Below are 20,201 nucleotides of genomic sequence, written 5' to 3'. Positions count from 1 at the left end.
ATCGAATTTAAAGACGAAAATAATAAAACCTTTTGAAGTATGGCTTTTTGATCTCAACTTAATTTTCCTTAATAAAGTAAGAACTTATGACTTTATAGCTGGTTTAATTATCTATATATGTAACACAAAAATGTCCTTCTGTTATTTCATATGTACCAACACCGGTATGAACAGGTTCTGCTGTGAATTCAAAATCTCCAATAAGTAAATTATGTTCTTGGTTATGTGTTGTTATACTAATGGTCCCAGTGGCCCTATGAAAATCGTCAAAAGTGGGAGAATAATCTCCAGATGGTACCTCAGGAAGTACTCTGAAATTGTAAGTACCAATAGTTACATCATGTGCCACTCCGATGGTAATAGAAGCCCCGTTTTCATCAACAACTTTAAAGCCAATAATTCCAAAGTTATTAACTCCAGGAATAATATCGACATCAACAAACTCAACACCATCAACCTTAGCAAAAAAATCATCCTTTTTTGTAAAAACAATCTTTTCAAAAACACCACTAGTAAACTCTTTTGTATTACCATTTGAATCAGTTCCTATAAAGTTAAATGTTCCTGACACCCACATATTATTATAATCAACTTCAGTAATAACAAGTTGTCCTTGAGGTTGTATTCCATCGGTATTGGACTCCCAAACATTATTACTTCCTACTTCTGGTAAATATTGAATTATATTTCTTATACCATTACCATGATTAACACCTAAATTAAAAGTTCCTACATCTAAATCATGCAGTACAATTTTGAACGCCTCTCCTGTTTCACTTTTTAAAGCATCGATATATAAGGTATGTCCGTCAATTTCGGCTTTTGAAGAGCTCGCAAAATAAGTATCATTGTCAAAATTTACTTGAAAAAAGGAAGTTAAATTACAATCTCCTAACAGTGCCAGTTGTTCCAATAGATCCTCATCAACTTCCTGACAAGCATCTATTCTTTCTTGCAAGACTATCTTATAAGCTTCGCAAAGCTCAAAATAATTGGTGGTAGTGACATTTGAAAAATTAGATTCCGCTACAATTAAATTATCTTCTGCTTCTTCACATGATATTTCATCACTACGCACGTATGCACCATTAAGATCTAAGAAAGGTGAATTACAGGTACAGAAAAGAAAACAGAAAACTAAACCCCTAAAAATATTTTTACTCCCCATTGAAATAAGTACTAACTCAAAAATAGTAATTTTATCTCAAAACAACCCTAAACACTTATCTCACAAAACAATACAGTTTTAATATGTAATATAATTTAGTTCCTTGAAATGATTGATTTATGAGAAAAAAATTATGATATTTGCTTAAAATAGCTATAAAACTAACCTTATGCCAGTTTTACAATCGAACTTTACACCAAGCTTACCTTTTAAAAATGGGCATTTTAACACCATTTATCGACCTTTATTTGTGAAGGAAGATGTTAACTACGAAAGAAAAAGAGTTATAACTTGGGATCATGATTTTATCGATCTTGATTTTTCCATCGTTGAATCGAACACATTGGTTCTTTTAATACATGGTTTAGAAGGAAGCTCTTCTTCAAGCTATATGCTTACCACTACAAAATATCTCAACAACAATGGTTTTGATACGGTATGTATGAATTTAAGGGGCTGCAGTGGAGAAGATAATTTGCTATTAGGCACTTACCATAGCGGAAAAACGGATGATGTAGATTTTGTAGTAAATTACCTCTATGAAAATTATTCATATGAGAACATCATTATTGTTGGTTTTAGTTTAGGAGGTAACTTAACCTTAAAATATTTGGGTGAATATGCTCATATTCCTAATACTGTTAAAGGTGCTATCGCTGTTTCTGTTCCAGTAGATTTAACTACTTCACAGGCCGAATTATCTAAGTTTAAGAATAAAATTTACTTATCGGAGTTTTTAAAAACAATGAAGTCAAAACTTATAGCAAAAGCTGAACAGTTTCCTGAATTTAAGCTGGATAGAAAATTATTAGCAAAAGCAAGTAAGTTTAGACATATAGAAAAGCAATATACTGTTCCGGTATTTGGGTTTGAAAACTCAGAAGATTATTGGGAAAAGGCTAGTTCTAAACCCTATATTCCCGAAATTAAACACCCTACTTTATTAATCAATTCTTTAGATGATAGTTTTCTTTCAAAAGAATGCTACCCTTATGAAGAGGCTGAAAAAGTTGATAACTTCTATTTAATCACTCCAAATTATGGTGGTCATGTTGGGTTTCTTTCTTCATTTACAAAAACTGAGAATAATTGGTTGGAACAAAAAATGGTTCAATTCATAAAAGAGAAAATAGATCTCGTTTAGTTATTTAGAGTTCTTACTTTAGCGCTGAAATTTATAATAGCAATAACTTGTTAAAAAAACAGTTATGTTGTTAGTATTTCAGATATTTGTACAAATACCATAATAGCGAAACTGAACTAATTTATCATTGAATGAACATTCGTTTTATCTTTATTACACTTTTAATAGCTTCTTCTGTCAATGCTCAATTTAGAAATTACTCAAATGAGTTTTTAAATATTGGTGTTGATGCTGCTGCTTTAGGAATGAGTAAATCGGTAGTAGCTACTAGTAGCGATGTGAATTCAATATACTGGAATCCGGCAGGTTTAATAGCTGTTGAAGACTATCAAGGTTCTTTAATGCATGCCTCCTATTTCGCCGGAATTGCTAGCTATAATTTCGCTGGATTTGCTATGCCAGTAGACCAGCAAAGCGCCGTAGGTTTTTCTATTATTCGTTTTGGTGTTGATGATATCTTAAATACGACAGAACTAATTGATAGTGAAGGCAATATTGATTATAACCGAATAAGTCTTTTTTCAGCTGCCGACTATGCTTTTAATGTCGGTTATGCAAGGAAATTATTACTAGACGGATTTCAATTTGGAGTGAATGCTAAAGTCGTAAGGAGGATTATTGGTGATTTTGCTTCTTCTTGGGGATTTGGTTTGGATGCTGGAGTTCAATTCGAAAGAAATAATTGGAAATTCGGTTTAATGGTTCGTGATATAACTACTACATTTAATACTTGGGCTATTAATGAAACTGAGTTTGAAAAAATTCAAAATGCTATTCCAGGTCAAAATCAGGAGTTACCAGAAACCACTGAAATTACAAAACCAAAGGTTCAACTAGGTGTAGCAAGATCTTTTGAAATTAATCGCTCGTTTCACCTATTAGCAGAAGTGGATTTAAATATGAGATTTGCTGAAACCAATGACATTATTTCAACATCTTTTTTAAGTATTGACCCTTCACTGGGAGTACAATTGGACTATGAAAAAATGGCTTTTTTGCGTTTAGGACTTGGTAATATTCAAAATACAACAGAATTCGATGGCTCTAAATCAACTTCTTTCCAACCTAATTTTGGTATTGGATTTAAGTACAAAGGAGTACAAGTTGATTATGCTTTAACAAACATCGGTAGCGTTGGTAATGCCTTATTTTCTAATATATTTTCCATCAAATTTGATTATAGTTTCTTTAGACAATAACTATGTTAAAAAAATACTTTCTATTTCTTTTCTTTATTATATCAACTCATTCCTTTTCTCAAGGAATGCAATTATCAATATATTCCAAAATTAGCGTTATTACCTACGGCCCAGGAGATGCTTTATACGAAAAATTTGGTCATACTGCCATTCGTATTCAAGATCCAGTTTTACAATTAGATTTGATCTATAATTATGGGATTTTTGATTTTACAGAGGAAAACTTCTATGTAAACTTTACCAAGGGTTTTATGAAATATCGATTAGCTCGATACTCTTTCCCTCCTTCTTTACGTGGATATAATAATGATGAACGTTGGGTAAAAGAGCAAGTATTGAATTTAACCGTTGAACAACGTAATACTTTTTTTAGGTACTTAGAAAATAATGCAAAACCTGAAAACGCTAGTTATTTTTACGATCCTTTTTTCAATAATTGTTCTACCAAACCTATTGATATAATGAAAGATATTTTTGGTGATGTAATCGTCTATAAAAGTGATTATATTACTGAAGAAAATACTATCCGAGAATTAATGAACAAAGAAATTCATACGAATACTTGGGGTAGTTTAGGTATTAATATTGCTCTTGGGAATAGATTAGATAAAACTGCTCAACCAAATGAATATATGTATTTACCAGATTATGTTTTTGAAGCCCTTGAAAACTCAAAAATTATTAAAGATGGTAAAGAGAAAAATCTTGTACTAAAAACAAATACTTTATTAGATTATCCAGAGAAAAGTATTAATTCCGATACATTTAGTCCACTTATCATATTCTTAATCCTATTAATTTTGGGATTGTATATAAGCTATCGCGACATTAAACGAAATATTCGTTCTCGCTGGTTTGACACAAGTCTTGCATTGATAACTGGCTTATTTGGTGTTTTAATTGTTTTCCTTTGGTTTTTTACAAATCATTCTACAGCTCCTAATAACTTCAATTTCTTATGGGCATTTGCTCCGAATTTCTTTTTAGCTTTTATTCTGAACAAAAAAAATCCACCGAAGTGGATTTCTAATTATGTAAAGTTATTATTGATTCTTTTAGTATTGATTCCTATTGTATGGATTTTAGGCATTCAACTTTTTCCTTATGCACTAATTCCTTTGTTTATTTTATTAGCAATACGTTATTGGCTTATACTAAGAACTACAAAAAGCTCTGAATAGCCAAATCATAACTTTGCAAACCAAATCCGGTTATTATTCCTTTTACATTAGGAGCCAGAAAGCTTTTATGGCGAAATTGTTCTCTAGCATAAACATTTGATATATGCACTTCTATTACAGGAGTTTCAATAGCTTTTATCGCGTCAGCAATAGCAACAGAAGTATGTGTATATGCTCCTGCATTTAATACAACACCATCAAAAGTAAAGCCTACTTCATGCAATTTATTAATAAGTTCACCTTCTACATTCGATTGATAGTAATGTAATTCAACTTCAGAAAACTTTTTACCTAATTCTTCAAAGTATGAATCGAAACTGTGATTACCATATACACTAGGTTCTCTTTTGCCTAATAGATTTAAATTTGGTCCATTTAAGACTAATATTTTTTTCATTGTTCTTTTCTAAAGGAAGTAAATTTAGAAATTGTTTTTAATTAACTGAACATTTTCCGTATTAATCTTTGTTCTCTTGAACTTTTAAGTACGTATCAACTTAAAAAAACAATTCTTAAACACAACATAAAGGTTTAAAGAAATATCGTTTTCCTGTTCAAAAGCTTCATTAAAAAAAATGTTATGTTTTAAAATTCAGGTTAATTTACAATGTTAATCTGGTTGAATTTGAAGTTTTCAAAACCTCTCCTTCTTTCGGATTCTTAATTGTTTTTACTAAGAAATATACGAGAACTCCAATAATAACAACACCTAAAATTAAAGTACCAATACTCCCTAATACTTCGGCAATACCAACCATAATCATTTTTATCCCAGACCTTCTACCTGAAATGTTAACTGTATTTCCTTTTTCAATTTCTAAAGCAGAAATAAAAGTAGCCGCACTTAAAACAGAAGCAACTACAATACTTATTAATTGAGGTAATATTTGTTTGAAAACAGAATATTTTTTTAATTCAACTCCTTTTAGATGAGATTTTAAATAAGTACTAATTTGGTTATAAACATCATCCTCCATTGTAAACTCCTCATCTGTTAAGTCATTATCTTTATATTTAAATTCAATAGTCAAATCTGAATCAATAAATACAATTTCCTTTAAACTTTCATATCGAATGCTTTTTACCGTCCCTAAGCTTTTAGTTTCTATAAGGTCATTAATATTTACTCCTTGAGGTTGTTCGGTAATCCATATTGATTTTTCGGTTACAATTAAGTGTTTATTCGATTCATGGTTCCTTGAAATAATCCAGTTTTTCATTTAAGTTTGGTTTTTATAGTAGTTAGAACGGCTAATATATAATTATTTTACACTTGACAAAAAGAGAATTTATTACTTAAAAATTGTTCTAATCATGCATCAAACACTTTCATTAAGAGTTATTTAAAAATTCAAATTATATACAATATATACTCGTATAGTTTTTAACATTCAAATAAAATTATTGCATAAAAAAACCGTTGACTACTCAACGGTTTCTATTTATAAAATATGTTTTATTGCAATAATTATCTTCTACTATAATTAGGAGCTTCTTTAGTGATTGCTACGTCATGTGGATGACTTTCATTGATTCCTGAAGCAGTAATTCTAACAAATTTACCTGTATTTTTCAAGGTTTCAACATCCTTAGCTCCGCAGTATCCCATTCCTGCTCTTAAACCACCTACAAATTGGTGAATACTTTCAAATAACTCTCCTTTGTAAGGTACTCTACCTACAATCCCTTCTGGAACTAATTTCTTAATATCATCTTCAACATCCTGGAAATAACGATCTTTTGAACCTTTTTTCATTGCTTCAACAGATCCCATCCCTCTATAAGATTTGAATTTTCTTCCTTCGAAAATGATAGTTTCTCCTGGAGATTCTTTAGTTCCTGCTAATAGTGACCCTAACATCACACAATCCGCTCCAGCAGCAATTGCCTTTGGAATGTCTCCAGTATAACGAATACCACCATCAGCTATTACTGGTACACCAGAACCTTTAATTGCAGCAGCAACTTCTAAAACAGCAGAAAACTGAGGAAATCCAACTCCAGCAACTACACGTGTAGTACAAATTGAACCTGGTCCAATACCAACCTTCACCGCATCTGCTCCAGCTTCTACTAAATATTTAGCAGCTTCTGGTGTTGCAATATTTCCTACTACAACATCTAAACCTGGGAATTTAGATTTTACCTCTTTTAAAACAGATACCACACCTTTTGTATGCCCATGTGCTGTATCAATGATTACCGCATCAACACCTGCATTTACCAAGGCTTCTGCTCTTTCAACAGCATCTCCCGTTACACCTAACGCAGCTGCAACACGTAATCTACCATACTGATCTTTATTCGCTATTGGTTTTTGTGTGGTTTTCGTGATATCTCTAAAAGTAATCAGTCCTACTAACGTATCTCCGTCAACAACTGGTAACTTTTCTATCTTATTTTCTTGTAAAACAACTTCAGCTTCTTTTAAAGAAGTTCCCTCTTTAACTGTTATTAAGTTCTCTGAAGTCATCACTTCCTTAATAGGACGCTCATTGTTGCTTTCAAAGCGTAAATCTCTGTTTGTAACAATTCCAATTAGTTTTCTGTTGTTATCAACTACTGGAATTCCACCGATTTTATTCTCTTTCATTGCCATTTTGGCATCTAAAACAACAGCTGACTCATTTAAAGTAATAGGATCGATAATCATACCACTTTCAGCTCTTTTAACTTTTCTCACCTCATTAGCCTGTTGCTCAATGGTCATGTTTTTATGTAAAACACCAATTCCTCCTTCTCTAGCAATAGCAATTGCCATAGCAGATTCAGTCACTGTATCCATAGCTGCAGAAACTATTGGTACATTTATAGTGATATTTCTAGTGAATTTTGTTTGAATATTTACTTCTCTTGGAAGAACTTCTGAATAAGCAGGAACTAATAGAACATCATCGTAAGTTAATCCTTCTCCTACAAATTTTGATTGGTGGGCATTCATAAATGTAATCAATTTTACTCCTGAGAGTGTTTAGTTGTTAAAAATTAATTACGTGCAAATATACTACAAATAAATTTATCGTAATGAAAGGATTTGCAATATCTACAAAAACTTATTATTTAAAATAAATCCAAATAAACTTTGTTAGTTTAAAAAAACTGTTTTCCTTTGTTATCTTATTAAAACTAAATCTAAATAAAAACAAAATGAGAAAATTAATCGCTTTGTCTTTAACAGCGGTGGCACTAACATTAACTAGCTGTTCTAGTGATAGTCCCGATGATAATGGTCAAAATACAGCATTGGAAAATGCAAAGAGCGCTTTTGTAGATAACTATGTAAATATAGTAAAGGCTAGTTATGATGACGCTTTAGCAAAAACACAAGACTTGAAAACGGCTATAGATGCTTTTGTTGCTGCTCCTGATGCGGGAAAATTCGATGCGGCAAAACAAGCTTGGTTAGATGCAAGAGAACCTTATGGTCAAACGGAAGGGTACCGTTTTTATGATGGTCCTATTGACGGAGATGGTGGTGAACCTGAAGGATATATAAACGCTTGGCCTTTAGATGAAGCTTTAATTGACTATGTTGCTGACGGAACAGGAGGTCAACAAGGTTCAGATAATAGACAGAATATTGTAAACAATACCGCTGAATATCCAACTTTAAGTAAAACAGTATTAAGAGACATTACTGGATACAATGAAAATGAATCTAATGTTACTTTAGGTTATCATGCTATAGAGTTTTTACTTTGGGGACAAGATTCTTCTGCGCCTGCAGACCAAATGACTGGACAACGTGCTTTTACCGATTATACAACTGCAGATAATGCTGACAGAAGAGGTCAATATTTAAAATTAGCAGCTGAAATTTTAGTTGAAGATTTAAAATCTGTAGTTGATCAATGGGAAGAAGGAGCAACTTACAGAAAAGAGTTTTTAGCATTGGAAAAAAATGATGCTATTGATAAAATTTTGACTGGAGTAGCGAAACTAAGTAAAGGAGAATTAGCAGGGGAAAGAATGACAACCGCTGTTAAAAACCAAGATCAAGAAGATGAGCACTCTTGTTTTTCTGATAATACACATAGAGATATTTATTTAAACGCGCAGTCTATCAATAATATAATAAACGGTCAGTATAAAAAAGTTGACGGTACTACAATTTCAGGTACATCTCTTTTAGATGTTTTGAAATTAGTAAGTACAGAAGAAAGTGCAGCTTTAGAAGCTACTGCTGGAACTGTAATGACCAAGGTACAAGCTATTTCTGATGCTAAGTTCTTTGACAATCAAATTATTGGAGAAACCATTGATAACATTTCAAAACCAGTAATGTCTGCTGTTTCTTCTTTAGAGAAACAGGGAGATGAACTAGCTCAAGCAGGAAAAACAATTACCGGAAAAAATATCGATCCTAGGGTATAGTTTTCAGCTAACATACTATAAAAATAACTAACCAAACTAAGTCCAAGTGGCCTAGTTTGGTTTTTGCGTACAAAAACAAAACAACAAACATTGAATAAATTAATTTATTATTTAGGTATATCATTCCTTCTCTTTTCTTGCTCCAGCAAAGAAGAAGAATACATTCCTAAATACACATACGAATCTGGAGAAGAGCTTTCAGTTGGTAGATTAACAACTACCATATTGGGCTCTAATGCCTTCGATCAGCCCATACCTAATTTGTCTACTATTGACAATAGGTTATTCTTTGTAGGAAACTCACTATTTAGACAAAACTGGGTAAGCGCACCAGCATCAACAACTGCTCGTGATGGTTTAGGACCAACCTTCAATGCAAGGTCTTGTAGTGCTTGTCATAATAAAGACGGAAGAGGTTTACCTTTACAAGTAGGTCAATCGTTTTCAAACGGATTTTTAATGCGAATAAGTGTGCCTGGAAATAGTTCTAATGGAGGACCAAATCCGGTAGCGTTTTATGGAGATCAAATTCAAGAACATGCCAACCTCGGAATTCCTTACGAAGCAAAGGTATCTGTTAGATTTGAAACAATTTCAGGTCAGTTTTCTGATGGTGAAACCTATGAATTACAAAAACCAATTTACACCATAGCAGATGAACAATTTGGAACATTACAAAATGTATTAACTTCGCCTAGAGTTGGTCCCCAAGTAATTGGATTAGGCTTTATAGATGCCATAAACAATCAAGATATTTTAGCTAACGTTGATGAAAATGATCAGAATGGAGATGGTATTTCTGGAAAGGCCAACTATGCATGGAACGTACTCACGCAACAGCATGAACTAGGAAGATTTGGATGGAAAGCCAATCAACCTAATTTAACTCAACAAGTTGCTGGGGCTTTTCATGGTGATATGGGACTAACATCTTCTCTATTCCCAAATAATAACTGCCCTACTTCGCAACAAGACTGTATGGATGCTGTTAACGGAGGTACTCCTGAAATTACCGATGATGCCTTACATGATATTATGATTTACTCCACCTCTTTATCTGTTCCTATTCGAAGGAATTTTGACGATGAAGAAGTATTAAAAGGAAAACACTTATTTAGAGAAATGAAATGTGCTTCCTGTCATATTGAAAGCTTTACAACTTCATCCTATTCTTTCAATAGATCTTTGGAAAATATTAAAATTAGACCATTTTCTGATTTCCTTTTGCATGATATGGGAGAAGATCTTGCCGATAACAGACCTGATTTTTTTGCTTCGGGTAAAGAATGGAGAACACAACCACTATGGGGAATTGGTATGATTCAAGAAGTAAATAACCACACTTTTCTATTACATGACGGTAGAGCGAGAAATATAGAAGAAGCCATATTATGGCATGGTGGTGAAGCTGAAAATAGTAAGGAATCTTATAAAAACTTAACCAAGGAAGATAGAACAGCTGTTTTAGCTTTCATAAACTCATTATAAAATGATAAAACGACTAACATTAATCGCCAGTTTAATCCTTACCATACTTATTATTGCATGTAGCAGTGAATCGGATACTCAAGCAACTTTTGATGTTCGACAACTTAGAGCGGATTTAATTAACTCTATTGAACAACCGACTACTGCTCTTTTTACTCAGAGTATTCAGGATTTAAATACTGCAATGGTTTCATTCTCTAATAATATTACGGTTCAAACTTTACAGGAATTAAAAGAGAATTGGAAACAGGCAGCAGATGCCTTTTCAAGTATTGAACCTTATAATTTTGGAGAGGTCAAAAGCTCAAACATTCAGACATCCTTTTACACATGGGGAGCAGATGATAACGATATAAATCAATACATTGCTTCCACAAACCCGATTAATCAAGAAAGCATTAATTCCTTTCCTACCACAAGAAGAGGGCTTAGCGCCATTGAATTTCTTTTGTTTGAACTTTCAGAACAAGAAACAATTAATAGTTTTTCAGATAGTAGAAGAATTGACTACTTAATAGCATTGGGGACAAATTTGGTCTCGAAAGCTGATGCCTACAAAACGTTATGGGAAAATACTCGAAATAATTTTATTGAGAATAATCAATCAGGGATCAACGGTAGTATTAACCAAGTTGTGAATCAGATGTATGCACTTTTGGAAGACATTAAAAGTTTAAAAATAGGTCAACCTGCCGCAATTGAAGAAACTAATTCTCCAGATGCCGAATTATTACAAGCGGAAAAAAGTGAGTATTCGTTAATCTTGATTAAAAAAAATATTGAAAGTATCAAAGCTCTTTATTTCGGAAACTCTAATGGTTTAGATGACTATATATTTTCTAAAACTTCTACAAATGAACTAAACAATAAAGTATCTACAACATTCACTAATATAGAAAATGCTATATCGGAATTAAATGTTCCCTTGAAAGAAGCCATTTCAAGTAATCAAACAGAAGTTCAAAGGCTATATGACAAAATTAGAGACCTTTTAGTTTTAATGAAAATTGATATTGCCAACGCTCTATCTGTTACCATTACTGTAACCGATAATGATGGTGACTAATCCCTTATAAACTATACTCATCCCAGTAATGCTAACTCCACTCTGGTATGGGTATTTTTTAAATTATAATGTTTACGATATTTTGTTAAATGGGCTCTCCCAACAATATTCACTAAAGTTTTTACCTGAAGAAATTCCAAAAAATAGAACCCAACCAATGAAACCTTTTAAGTAGAACAGAAATAAGACCAAAGCATATACGAAATTAGTGCCCTCTCCGAAGAATAAAGTATGAGTAATAAGTGTACATATAAAGCTTGCTAAAAACACAGATATGGCCAAATTCTCAACATTTTTAGCTGGCCAAAACTTAAGCTTCCGAAGCGGATGCAAATCATTTCCCCATTGATAGATTAAATAATAATAGTCATTCCCTAATGGAACAAACAATAAAGGATCGTCTGTCTCTTTAAGTTTAAACAATCTCGAAGGAGCTATAATTCTAAATCCTTTTAACTGAATATTATGCAACTTTTCTAATCTTCTTATTTCAATCAGAGCTTCTTCCGGATAATCTCCTTTAAATAAATGAGTATCCAAAAATCTTAATCTGTAATTTACACAGATCTTTTTTATTTGATTGATATGAAATATGGCTTTAGAATCAATCTTATTGAAATTAAATCCATTACGATATGCATCATCACTTGAGGAATTCAATTCTTCCCTTATTTTTCTTCTCTCTAGGTCTAGCTCTTCAAATATACCATATACCCAAGGCAAAATATTCTTTTCCCCTATTTCACGGTTACGAACTTTTGAAAGTTCGTCCTTTACATTGATGGATTTCAGCATATTAATATGTTTTTCATAAAAATACGCATAAATAAAATGTAAAGAAAACCCGAATTAATTAGGTTATTATTTAAATAGAATCTAAATTTTAAACTCTAAAGTCACATAATATGTTCTAGGAGCTGAAGGAATAATACCTGGACCGGGATAACCAGTTGCCCTTCTCGTAAAATAACTATTGTTTAAAACATTATTTATTCCCGCTTCTAATTTGAAATATTTATACTTAAACGATGAAGAAAAATCAAGAACATCATAGGCTGGAATCAATCCATTGACACCACTTAATCCACCATCTACAGAATTAGAAGTGTCTGTAAATTGTTCCGATAAATAAGTATATTGGATGTTAGACGAAAAGTTTTTATAACCGAACCTAACTCCTGTTTTAAGATTTAAATCTGGAACAAATTCTACTTTATTATTAATCAAACCTGGTATTTCAGAACGTACATACTCCGATTGAATAAACGACGTATTTATAAAATAGTTAAAGTCAAAATCATTTGAAATATTGAACAGCTTTTTCAAATTGAAATCTAGCAGACTCTCTACTCCTAAGATTCTTGCATCTCCTGCATTTCTTCTTTCCTGTACCACTCTTCCATCATCTAACGCCTTTTGCATTAAACCGATTCTATCATTATAAAACAATCCAAAAACACCAGCATCATAGGAAACAATTCTATTGATATTTCCACGCACTCCCAAATCAGCTGTAAACCCCTTTTCATCACCTAAATCACTCGCTATTTGAAAAGAAGGATTTATAATATTAACATCTGAAAACGTCACAGATCTATAATTTTGTGAAACATTTCCATAAAGTTCAAATTTTGAACTTGGTTTATAGCTAGCTCCTAAACCTAATAGTACAAAAGAGCGAACATTTCTGTCTGAACTATTAATAGTTTCATTAAAAATAACGTTTCCTGCCCCATCTAAATTGATTCTTTTTACAAACCCATCACTTTCCGTTTTTATATATTCAACCCTAAACCCTGGAGTTATTGAAAGTTTATCATTTACATAGAAGATATTCTCTCCAAAAACTGCAATATTAAGATTTGGATTGTTATAATTTGATTGGTTCGTATAATTAGGGAATCTATCTAAGGCAACAGAAAAATTGGCATCATTACCATCTGTACCAGGTCCTTGAATAGATGTATTATCTGCTTTATAAAATTTGGTTCCAATTAAAAATGTAGCTTTTTTATCAAAGATATTATACTTGTTTAACAGCCTTGCTTCAAATCCAAAATTGTTAAAATCACCAGTAATTAAGTCTCTTACTCCACCAACATCTTCTTGACTTACACGATTTGTTCTGAATCCAATTGCCTTTCTACTTGCATTTAACCCAAAAAAGTTAAATGTAAAATTAGTGTTTTCAGAAAAAGCATGTGATAGCTTGAAGTTGTATAACAACCAATCTACTTCAAACCAATTTCTTGCTCTATTGCTTTGGTAAGGGTCTTCGTTGAACATATCATCTGTAAGACCTCCAGCCTGCTGAGCTAAGTAATGTAAATAGGTAAGCTCGGCCTCTACTTTAGTTTTGGAATTGAAATCATATCCTACATGGAAAAATGCGTTTTTCGACTCAAATTCAGAATTAGGTCTAAAACCATCACCTCTTTTATAATTATAGTAGGCTAAATAGCTTAATTTGCTCGAGGTTCCACTAACACTTGTAAAGTTGGTAAATAAATTATTACTTCCAATCGTATTTCTCGTTACTATTTCAAATGGTTTGTTTGGGTTTGGTTTCTTTAAAACAAAGTTCACCAATCCTCCAAATTGAGTACCATATTGTAACGACGCCGCACCACGAACAATTTGAATTTCTTGAATAGCTTCCGCAGGAGGTGAATAATAACTTTCTGGATAACCTAATACATCGGCACTTATATCATACCCATTTTGTCTGGTATTAAAATTTGAAGTTCTATTAGGATCTAAACCACGCCCACCAATGTTCAACTGTAATCCTGCATCGTCATTTTCAAAAATGTTTAAACCTACCACTTGGCTATAAATTTGACGTGCATTGTTCGATGCTAAATTTACTGTTGCCTGATTAACTAAAACAACTTCCGTTTTTTTACCTGCATAAATAGCAGTTTGCTCTACATCTTTAAGCCTTCCTAATTCAAATGCCTTTCTTCTTTGAGATTTTATAACCACCTCTGATAAATTTTCTGAAAAAGCATTCATAGTAACATTTAATATGTTATTTCCCTCCTTTAACATAATTTTTTTCTCTACAAATTGGTAATTATCAACGTAGAAAATTAACTCCATGCTACGTTTATCCGTAGAGAATGAATAAGTACCTTTTGTATTTGAAGTGGTAATTTCTCCTCCATTTCCATCGAATACTTTCACATTATTAAGTACTTTCTTAGTATCTGAAGTAATTGTTCCTGAAACTTTATACTGCGCGAGTCCATTGAAGGCACTTGCTAACAATAAAGCTATCGTTAAAAATTTGTGTAGGTTCATTATGTAGTGTTATTCTGCTAAGTAATTGAAGATAATTTAAGGGGGGAGGTATAAAAAAACTGTCTGCATTTGCAGACAGTTTTAGTTAGGTATATAGTTGTTAATCACCATCGGCATCAACGTAATCAACGTTTACATTGATAGCTCTTAACATTTCTACTTTCAACATTGCTACAACCTTCTGAAGCTCGGAATATACAGCCGATACTCCATCTCTATCATTAGCTATTTGCTCACTTAAATTATCGTTTAACGTATTAATTTTAGTTTTAGCAACGTCCAATTGATCGTTTATTCTTGTAGCCAAATCTCCCTTATTTATTGCCTCTAAATAAGTTTTTAAACCAATTCCTGCATTTCCTGTAGAAAAATGCGTTCCGTTAAAAAAGTTTTTAACTGAAGTAAGAGATTCCAATAATAATTCTTTTGAAACTGTTTTCTTATAATATGCTTCTACCTTTTCTGGAAATGTTGTTCCTCCAGAAAAAATACCAACAGGAATACCTATTTTATCAGCTCTTAATCTCTTTTCGTAATAAAAGATAAAATCATTTACTAATTTATTTAAAGAACTCTCACGTGTATTCCCTGTACTACTGATAAATTGACTTTTATAAGCACCATTCCAATCAGCAACAATAAGATTTGTAAGACTTATCATTTTTGCAATAACATCTTTCAAATACTTTTTATAATTTGCTGCATTTGCATTGGTTGTATATTTTTCTAGTATTTCGGTATCATTTGCCCCGACTCCATGAAGTAAATAGTCAAACGCAGGAAACCCTAGAGCGTCACGATTATTTACATGATCTAAATCGTAAGTACCACTTGCGATATTAGCATCAACATCGGCAGCTGTTAAAGGAAATGTATTAAAAAACGTATCATAGGCTAACTCTTCCGCTTTTCCTATATTGTATATTCCAACATGTTGCCATGCCTTATAAGCATCAAACCATGCAGTTCTTAATTCTGCTAAAGAAGATGCATCTGCATTTGCTGTAAAAGCTTCTGTTTTTTGGCTTAAGGTTGCTAATTTCGTTTGAAAAGACGTGTATGATGGCAAAATAATATTATCGGCTACATTTGATAAAAGAGAGCCTCTATCAAAATTATCGTCAGTTGTATTATTACCATTATCCGAACTTGAACTACATGCTCCTATAACCACAGAAAGCAGTAATAAATATAAAATTTTCTTCATTTTGTAGTTTCTATTTATTCTTAATAAAAGTTTTGCAAATATAAAAAAAGCAGCCCAAAAGAGGGCTACTTTTATATATGTTACATAAATAAATCATTATTTATTTAATTATCTCGCTTGTTCTACAGTGAAACCGTAAACGTTTGCGATTCTTGTAGACATTTGATCCAATGCACTAGCGTCATCTTTATATGCATAAAAACCAGTACCAGCTTGTAAAGCAGTAACAAAGGCATTTATCTCTGCAACAGGCAAATGAGGTGCACCAGTAGCAGAAGTTTGTGTAAAACGTAAAGAATAAATAAATCCATAACCTTCTGATAAATCATGGAAAGCAGCTCCTAAATCAGTAGCTAAGTTATCTTTACCATATTGTAAATAGTAAACAGCTCTTACAGCAATTACTCTAGATATTTCTTCTCTAATAATTTCTACTTGCTTATCTCTTAATTCATAATCTTTTTCTACGATTGCTTGTCTTCCTAATTTGAAAGCATCATAGATTTTTTTTGCAATACCTGCAAAGTCTGCATCATCTTCAACTCTTTTTACGTACTTGTTTAAGAAGCTATCTGCTCCTAAAACAGGAACTGCAGGGTTTGCTTCATTACCATATAAGTAACCATAAGCCTCATCCCATTTGTGCTCCATAGTAGTATAATTCTTACCTTCAGCTAATGTACCCGCATCGTTATCTGCTTTATTCGTTCCTGCATCTAAAACAGCAGTACTTAAATAGTTGTTTAGCATTTGGTCTACCATTAAGGCTCCGATTAATCCTTTACCAAAAGCTTGATTATATTCTAATCCTTTAGCATTAACATAACGAGTTGAACCTCCTAATTCTTGGATTTTCCCAGCAGTACCTTGAGCTGCATCAACTTCCCAATTAGGAAATACTTCAGTAACTTGTTTTGATATGAAACCATCAAATTCTTCTTTTATAGCAACAGATTCCGCTGTTCCAGAGAAGTAATCAGCTGAAGCAGCTGTTTTACTACGAACACTTTTTGACGAAGCATTTAAATCTGCATCAGGAAAATTATTTGCTCCTTCAGTATGTGCAAACATATTACTTAATTGCTCTTCAGTATTGGTTTTCACTTTAAGTGCACCAATAATTTCTTCAGCCATTTTAATTCTTGTTGTTTGTCCACTAAAACTAACTGAAGTTGCTCCATTTCTTTCAAACTTATAAGTTTCTGGCGCAGTAACCGTTGGATCTGGATTATTGTTATCATCATCAGAACATGACGTGAAAACTAGCGCTGCAATAGCAAGGGTAGATAATACAACCTTCTTCATTTTATTTAGATTAAGTTTTAATAATTTTCCGCAAATGTACTGAACTAAAAAACTTCAGCAAAGGTTTAAATAGATTAATTTTAAATAAAAAACGACAACTATTGTTGCAAATACGCCTATACCCCAAAAGTCAACGCTTAAAACATTTCATTCTCAATTAATTACAATGAAGTGTAATTTTAGAAGTAATCTTAGTTTTTATGATCATAAGACTAAAAATCTTAATTTAAAACTTAAAATTATGAGTACTTCAAACGAAACTTCAACAATTTCTCAAGTAATAGCAGGAGCTTATTTAACCAAAGGGTCTATCGGTAATGTAGGCTTGCCAGGAGCTCCAATAGCTCATTTTTCATTGGTAGTAGTTCCATCACAAAATACAGTTACTGGTGTAGTTGAAATAACGCAAGCGATTAACAGACCACCTATTTTAGTACATGTTAAAGGAACAATAAGACATACTGGTTATGGAGATGTTACCCAAATTGTTAATCTCACTGGTGAATATGTGGTATCAGTTCCACCACCAGCAATTGGTAGTTATTTAGAGAAATTTACGGCATATATGGATATTGATAATGATTGGAATGGAATCGGAGGATTTACTTATGGTAGTGAATCTATTAGAGATGTTCCAGTAAAATCAATTGAATAATAATCTACAAAAGTAATGGGGCAACCAAGTTCTCAACTTGCAGAAGTTGAAAACTTTATTGCTCAAAGTAAAATTACCACTGCCAATGCCGTTAAAGTTTTACAGATTATTGATAATGCCACCATAGCAAATAATATCAAAGCTAGTAAAATTGAGGCTATTGAAAATGGTATTAATTTTTTAACAACATTAGCTAGTAAAGTGGTTTAACACCAACCCTATTAAAACAAAAGAGATTCTGTATTACAGAATCTCTTTTTATATTATTGACAGTAGTAAACTATCCTCTTCTTCGCTTTCTACCAAAACCTTCAGCAGCTCTCTTCTTCTTTCCTTCTCCTCTCTCTCCTCTTTTTCTGCCAAAATCTTTTCCTGAGAAATTCTTATCTCCAGAAGGCTTTTTTCTTCCTCTTCCTTTAAAACCTCCAGAACCTCCTCGTCTTCTTCTTCCGCCACTTCCTCTATCGGTTTTTGTAATTTCTACATTTACATTTCTACCATTATAGTCAGGTCTATTCTCTTCAAAACGAGCTAATGTTTCTCCTTCGAAATTCTTATCAATTTCAAAGAATGAGAAAGTATCTAAAATATCAATGGCTCCTATTTCAACCTGATCTGCAATCTTTTGATCATTAATTAATCCAATTAATTTCGCAGGATTCAACTTATCTTTTCGCCCTAAATTAATAAAGAAGCGAGTCATGTTTTCGCTGGTAGATCTTCCTCTTGAATTTTCTCTTGAAGTCAAATTGTTTAAATCCGGAGCATTTTCATAATATGATAAAAATGAGTTAAACTCAACCGAAACAAATTTTTGGATTAATTCTTCTCTTGATAACCCTTCTAATTTTTCGTAAATACTCGGTAAATAAGTTGCAATTTCTCCATCATTTACCTCAGTATTTTCAACTTTATCAATTAAATGAAATAATTGCTTTTCACAAATCTCTTTCCCTGTTGGTACTGAAGTGTGAACAAACTTCTTCTTTAAAATTCTTTCAATTGGAGAAAGTCTTGATCTTTCTTTCTTATTTATTAAAGCAATTGACACTCCTTTATTACCAGCTCTACCCGTTCTACCACTTCTATGGTTATAATTTTCAATTTGATCAGGGAGTTTATGATTAATTACATGCGTAAGGTTATCAACATCCAATCCTCTTGCAGCAACATCAGTAGCAACTAACATTTGAATGTTTTTCTTACGGAATTTTTCCATTACACTATCCCTTTGTGCTTGAGAAAGATCTCCATGCAAAGCATCAGCGCTATAACCGTCCTTAATTAAATAGTCAGCAATTTCTTGAGTTTCTCTTCTTGTTCTACAGAATACAATTGCGTAAATATCAGGATTAATATCAGCAACTCTTTTAAGAGCTGGGTATCTGGTTTTTTCAGTTACCAAATAATATTCATGACTTACATTGTCCGACCCCTGATTTTTTTGCCCCGAACTAATTTCTGTCGGGTTTGTCATATAATTTCTAGCAATTGCTTCAACCTCTCTCGGGAAAGTAGCCGAGAATAATAAAGTCTGCTTTGTTTCAGGAGTAGCTTCAAGAACTTTATCTAGCTCATCTTTGAATCCCATATTAAGCATTTCATCGGCTTCATCTAAAACCAACCACTTAACACTACCTAATTTTAGGGCTCTTCTTCTGATTAAATCTACTGTTCTACCTGGAGTACCAACAACAATTTGAGCTCCTTTTTTAAGTTGCTTAATTTGTTGCTCAATATTTGATCCACCATAAACAGTAACAACCTTTAAATTGGGTATGTACTTCGAAAAATCTTCTATATTCTTACCTATTTGTACAGCTAATTCTCTCGTTGGAGATAAAATAATAGCTTGAGTAGCTAAATCATCATCATCTGCTAACTCAATAATTGGTAAACTAAATGCTGCGGTTTTTCCTGTTCCAGTTTGCGCAAAGGCTTTAAGATCTTGATTGGAATCGATTATTTGGGGAATTGCCTTTTCTTGGATTAACGTAGGACTTTCATACCCTAAATCCGTTAACGCCCTATTGATAGACTCTTTCAAGCCTAACTCTAAAAATGTTGACATACTATGAATTTAAACGAATCCACAGATGCCCATCTAGTGA

General features: G+C 32.5%; 17 protein-coding genes. 8 read left to right on the top strand and 9 right to left on the bottom strand.

Annotated features, from left to right (window positions below):
• Positions 1–103 precede the first annotated feature (103 nt).
• Positions 104–1,168: a DUF6252 family protein gene (locus tag ACKTTV_RS11410; protein WP_408030963.1), complete on the bottom strand. Its 1,065-nt coding sequence runs from the start codon at positions 1,166–1,168 to the stop codon at positions 104–106.
• Positions 1,169–1,337: 169 nt separating this feature from the next.
• On the opposite strand from ACKTTV_RS11410, the gene ACKTTV_RS11405 reads away from it, so the two are divergent.
• The 3 genes from ACKTTV_RS11405 to ACKTTV_RS11395 all read left to right on the top strand — a co-directional run bounded on the left by ACKTTV_RS11405 (position 1,338) and on the right by ACKTTV_RS11395 (position 4,692).
• Positions 1,338–2,312 carry a YheT family hydrolase gene (locus ACKTTV_RS11405; protein WP_408030962.1) on the top strand — a complete coding sequence of 325 codons (975 nt, stop codon included), beginning with the start codon at positions 1,338–1,340 and terminating at the stop codon, positions 2,310–2,312.
• Positions 2,313–2,443: 131 nt separating this feature from the next.
• The gene (locus ACKTTV_RS11400; RefSeq protein WP_408030961.1) at positions 2,444–3,511 is read left to right on the top strand and encodes a putative type IX sorting system protein PorV2; all 1,068 of its coding nucleotides are present in this window, start codon (positions 2,444–2,446) and stop codon (positions 3,509–3,511) included.
• 2 nt (positions 3,512–3,513) lie between these two features.
• The gene (locus ACKTTV_RS11395) at positions 3,514–4,692 is read left to right on the top strand and encodes a lipoprotein N-acyltransferase Lnb domain-containing protein (protein ID WP_408030960.1); all 1,179 of its coding nucleotides are present in this window, start codon (positions 3,514–3,516) and stop codon (positions 4,690–4,692) included.
• Here the strand turns inward: ACKTTV_RS11395 and aroQ are convergent.
• The 3 genes from aroQ to guaB all read right to left on the bottom strand — a co-directional run bounded on the left by aroQ (position 4,673) and on the right by guaB (position 7,633).
• A complete protein-coding gene (aroQ, locus tag ACKTTV_RS11390) occupies positions 4,673–5,089 on the bottom strand; it encodes a type II 3-dehydroquinate dehydratase (RefSeq protein WP_408030959.1) in 417 nt (138 codons plus the stop codon). The genes ACKTTV_RS11395 and aroQ overlap by 20 nt on opposite strands.
• 205 nt (positions 5,090–5,294) lie before the next feature.
• Entirely contained in the window at positions 5,295–5,912 is a 618-nt protein-coding gene (locus tag ACKTTV_RS11385) for a hypothetical protein (protein WP_408030958.1), read from the bottom strand.
• A gap of 248 nt (positions 5,913–6,160) precedes the next feature.
• Positions 6,161–7,633, bottom strand: a complete 1,473-nt coding sequence (gene guaB, locus ACKTTV_RS11380; protein ID WP_408030957.1) for an IMP dehydrogenase — start codon at positions 7,631–7,633, stop codon at positions 6,161–6,163.
• A 206-nt stretch (positions 7,634–7,839) separates the two neighbouring features.
• Here guaB and ACKTTV_RS11375 point away from each other — a divergent pair, with 206 nt between their 5' ends.
• The 3 genes from ACKTTV_RS11375 (at position 7,840) to ACKTTV_RS11365 (ending at position 11,620) form a co-directional block, all read left to right on the top strand.
• Positions 7,840–9,066: an imelysin family protein gene (locus ACKTTV_RS11375; protein WP_408030956.1), complete on the top strand. Its 1,227-nt coding sequence runs from the start codon at positions 7,840–7,842 to the stop codon at positions 9,064–9,066.
• Between the two features lie 90 nt (positions 9,067–9,156).
• Positions 9,157–10,554 carry a di-heme oxidoreductase family protein gene (locus tag ACKTTV_RS11370; protein WP_408030955.1) on the top strand — a complete coding sequence of 466 codons (1,398 nt, stop codon included), beginning with the start codon at positions 9,157–9,159 and terminating at the stop codon, positions 10,552–10,554.
• Position 10,555: 1 nt separating this feature from the next.
• Positions 10,556–11,620, top strand: coding sequence for an imelysin family protein (locus ACKTTV_RS11365; protein ID WP_408030954.1), 1,065 nt, complete (start codon positions 10,556–10,558; stop codon positions 11,618–11,620).
• Between the two features lie 72 nt (positions 11,621–11,692).
• Here ACKTTV_RS11365 and ACKTTV_RS11360 read toward each other — a convergent pair whose 3' ends face one another.
• The 4 genes from ACKTTV_RS11360 to ACKTTV_RS11345 form a co-directional block, all read right to left on the bottom strand.
• Positions 11,693–12,415 (bottom strand): hypothetical protein, encoded by a 723-nt coding sequence (locus ACKTTV_RS11360; protein WP_408030953.1) that lies wholly within the window; start codon positions 12,413–12,415, stop codon positions 11,693–11,695.
• A gap of 81 nt (positions 12,416–12,496) precedes the next feature.
• Positions 12,497–14,923, bottom strand: a complete 2,427-nt coding sequence (locus tag ACKTTV_RS11355) for a TonB-dependent receptor family protein (RefSeq protein ID WP_408030952.1) — start codon at positions 14,921–14,923, stop codon at positions 12,497–12,499.
• Between the two features lie 100 nt (positions 14,924–15,023).
• The gene (locus ACKTTV_RS11350) at positions 15,024–16,130 is read right to left on the bottom strand and encodes an imelysin family protein (RefSeq protein WP_408030951.1); all 1,107 of its coding nucleotides are present in this window, start codon (positions 16,128–16,130) and stop codon (positions 15,024–15,026) included.
• Positions 16,131–16,238: 108 nt separating this feature from the next.
• Positions 16,239–17,435, bottom strand: a complete 1,197-nt coding sequence (locus ACKTTV_RS11345; protein WP_408030950.1) for a DUF4856 domain-containing protein — start codon at positions 17,433–17,435, stop codon at positions 16,239–16,241.
• A gap of 241 nt (positions 17,436–17,676) precedes the next feature.
• Between ACKTTV_RS11345 and ACKTTV_RS11340 the strand changes: the two genes are divergently transcribed.
• Entirely contained in the window at positions 17,677–18,090 is a 414-nt protein-coding gene (locus ACKTTV_RS11340) for a DUF1842 domain-containing protein (protein ID WP_408030949.1), read from the top strand.
• 15 nt (positions 18,091–18,105) lie between these two features.
• On the top strand, positions 18,106–18,300 hold the full coding sequence (locus ACKTTV_RS11335) for a hypothetical protein (protein ID WP_408030948.1): 195 nt from the start codon (positions 18,106–18,108) through the stop codon (positions 18,298–18,300).
• Positions 18,301–18,370: 70 nt separating this feature from the next.
• Here ACKTTV_RS11335 and ACKTTV_RS11330 read toward each other — a convergent pair whose 3' ends face one another.
• Positions 18,371–20,161 carry a DEAD/DEAH box helicase gene (locus ACKTTV_RS11330; protein WP_408030947.1) on the bottom strand — a complete coding sequence of 597 codons (1,791 nt, stop codon included), beginning with the start codon at positions 20,159–20,161 and terminating at the stop codon, positions 18,371–18,373.
• Positions 20,162–20,201: the final 40 nt, after the last annotated feature.

Source organism: Tenacibaculum xiamenense (genome assembly GCF_964513065.1).
Classification (GTDB): Bacteria; Bacteroidota; Bacteroidia; order Flavobacteriales; family Flavobacteriaceae; genus Polaribacter; species Polaribacter xiamenense.
This window is presented reverse-complemented; position numbering and strand designations above follow the sequence as displayed.